Below are 2,840 nucleotides of genomic sequence, written 5' to 3'. Positions count from 1 at the left end.
GGGAATGTGCCGACCGATGTGCCCGAGCGGCTTGCGAATGTGTGGGTGAGCTGGAACTTCCTGCCGAAATGGACGCTGAGCTCCGGCCTGCGCTATGTGGGCAAGCGGTATGCGGACACCGCCAACACCCTGACGCTGCCCGCCTACACCACGACGGACCTGGCGCTTAGGTGGCAGGTCACGCCCGACACCACGGTGACGCTTCGCGGCTTCAATGTCTTCAACAAGCGCTACTACACGACGGCGTACTACACCAACACGCAATGGTTTGTCGGAGAGGGGCGCCGGGTCGAGCTGACCGCCCATCACCGGTTCTGAGCGCAGGGGCTTCAAGATGTCGCTGGGCAAGCGTATGAAACGCCTGACCTACCTCGTCCACCGCTGGACGGGCGTGGGGGCATGCGTGCTGATGGCACTGTGGTTCGTGAGCGGCGTGGTGATGCTGTTCGTGGGCTACCCGAAGCTGACGCCATGGGAACGGATGCGGACACTGCCCGCGCTCGATCCCACCCGGTGCTGCGTGCCGGTCGACGTAGCGCTGTCCGCGACCGGCGCAAGCGGACGCGCGCAGGAGGTCATCCTGACCAGCGTGGATGGAAGGCCGACTTACCGCCTCCGCACGGCTGATGGCAAGTACCTGCTCGTCGACGCCGCCGAAGGGAAGCCGGTGCCACCAGCCGATGCCGGTTCGGCGCTAGATGCGGCGCGGCTCTTCGTCAGCGGCGGCGAGGGTGAATACGTGGGCCTCGTGCGGGAGGACCGATGGACGCACTCGCGCGGCCTCGATGCACACCGTCCGCTGCATGTCCTCGAGATGGGCGACGCAGCGCACACGCGGCTGTACGTTTCTTCCGCCACTGGCCAGGTGGTGATGGATGCGCCGCGCGCGCAGCGGATGTGGAACTACGTCGGCGCGTGGCTGCACTGGGTCTACATGTTCCGCGACCGCTCCGTCGACCCGGGCTGGAGCTTGATCGTGATCGTGCTGTCCGCCGTGTGCGTCCTCACGTCGGTCACGGGCACCGTGGCCGGCATCTGGCGCTGGCGCTTCAGCGGTCGCTACAAATCAGGCTCGCGTTCTCCCTATCGCGAATTCCATCTGCATTGGCACCATGTGCTGGGGCTGGCCTTCGCGTCGATCGTCTTCACCTGGATCTTCAGCGGCCTGATGTCGATGAACCCGGCAGGTATCTTCGACGCCAGGGGGCCCCGTCCTGACATGGCGCAGTACCGTGGAAATGTTCCCGGGACGGCGCGGCTGGATATTCCGGTCGCACAGGCCCTCAGGCTTCTGGAAGCCTCGCGCTTTGCTGCAAGCGAATTGGAATGGCGGGTCCTCGACGGCCGCCCGTTCATTCTTGCGCGCAATGCCGCCAACGACACGCGCCTGGTCGTGCAGGAGAACGACCGGTATCGCGTGCTCGACAGGTGGCCTCGGGCGGACCTCGCGCATGCGGCGAGACAGCTGCTTGCTGCGCCCATCCTGACCCAGGAGGAACTCGAGCACTACGACGCGTACTACTACGAGAGACAGCCCGAGGCGATGATGGGCGCCGCCGAGCGCCGTCTGCCGGTGGCGCGGCTCCGCTTCGGCGATCCTCACGACACCTGGGTGTACCTCGACGCCCGAACCGGAGACGTGGCGCTGAGCGCGGACCGCTCGCAGCGCGCGGGCCGATGGCTTTTCAGTTTCCTGCACAGCTGGGACCTGCCGGCAATGCTGCGGGCGGAGGCCTTGCGAGACGCCGTGCTGATCGTCTTCAGCCTGGGAGGACTGCTGGTCAGCGTGACGGGCATCGTGATCGGGTATGTTGAACTGCCTGTGCTCGCACCGGCAGTATCACTTCTACCCGCAGGCGCGCACGTTCTTCTCGCTACCGCGTCGCGACCGGTCGGAAGTGGGAGAAATCTCCAAGTCCACCGGTAGGAATCCCGAGGGCGGTAGTCGAGCCGTCCAATATCGGCGATCTGCTTGTTGGCTCGTGGCATTGGCTCGTTCGTCTCAGCGGTTCGACGCTGCCCCAGCATGTCCAAAAATGATCATTTCTTCTCCGAGAGCTACCGTGACTTCGCTCGCCCGCGCTTCGACAATGACCAGCAACAACACAACCGAAGGACAAGAAAGCCATGTCACAAATTGATATTGCGAAGAACTACATTCACGCGGCGCAATCCGGTGACCAGGCCCTGCTGGCCAGCCTCATCTCTCCTGATGTTGTCTGGCATCAACCTGGCAAAAACCGGTTTTCCGGTACGCATCGCGGAATGTCCGCAGTCGGGGCAATGCTCGGCGGCATGATGGAAGTATCGGGCGGGACTTTCACGATTTCGCGCGCTGATCACTTCATGGAGAACGGCAGCTGGGTCGCTATCAACATTGAGTTCAAAGCTGAGCGCGACGGCATACAGCTCGACCAAGCGGGAGTGGATCTTTTGCGCATCGAAAACGGCCAGATCGTCGAGGTCCGCTTGTTTTCGAGTGATCAAGCGCTTGAAGATGCATTCTGGGGAACCTGAGAAATATTCAGCAGAGTGCGAGGACACGAGGGCCAGCAGATTCAGCGGCCGCGGTTTGCGTTGGGGCCCGGCGGCGGGCGAGACGCTAGCGGACATTGCGCCCTATCGCCTGAGCGAACTTGGAACATCTCCAGTCGGCCAAAACCTCTCGTTCGTCGAAAGGCCCTGACTACCGCACACCGGCCATTCGTAACAACCCAACAAAACTGACGTCCTCCATACTTCGCGTCGCTGACTACATTGGATCATTTGTGTCCTCGTCTTTTGCCCTGCTGGGAGATGTTGATCCGTGGGGACTCATCTCTCGGTCAGCCGCGATCGTT

4 protein-coding genes are annotated in these 2,840 nt (G+C 62.9%); all 4 read left to right on the top strand.

What is annotated here, in order from left to right; translation table 11 throughout:
- On the top strand, nt 1-318 hold a 318-nt coding region (locus AC1DOC_RS31540; protein ID WP_478131323.1), incomplete at its 5' end, for a TonB-dependent receptor domain-containing protein.
- Between the two features lie 34 nt (nt 319-352).
- Complete coding sequence (locus tag AC1DOC_RS31535; RefSeq protein WP_478131322.1) at nt 353-1,927, top strand: PepSY domain-containing protein; 1,575 nt, start codon at nt 353-355, stop codon at nt 1,925-1,927.
- A 200-nt stretch (nt 1,928-2,127) separates the two neighbouring features.
- Nucleotides 2,128-2,517: a nuclear transport factor 2 family protein gene (locus AC1DOC_RS31530; protein ID WP_012747237.1), complete on the top strand. Its 390-nt coding sequence runs from the start codon at nt 2,128-2,130 to the stop codon at nt 2,515-2,517.
- A 119-nt stretch (nt 2,518-2,636) separates the two neighbouring features.
- Nucleotides 2,637-2,840: hypothetical protein (locus tag AC1DOC_RS31525; RefSeq protein ID WP_478131321.1), on the top strand; the 204-nt coding region annotated here is incomplete at its 3' end.

The sequence above is a fragment of the Variovorax sp. 01T439_2 genome, from assembly GCF_056398445.1.
The sequence above is the reverse complement of the archived record's forward strand: the minus strand, read 5'-3'. Positions and strand labels throughout refer to the sequence as shown.

Coding starts and splice junctions, on each gene's coding strand:
- AC1DOC_RS31535 (WP_478131322.1), top strand. CDS start 353: ATGAAACGCCTGACCTACCTCGTCCACCGCTGGACGGGCGTGGGGGCA.
- AC1DOC_RS31530 (WP_012747237.1), top strand. CDS start 2,128: ATGTCACAAATTGATATTGCGAAGAACTACATTCACGCGGCGCAATCC.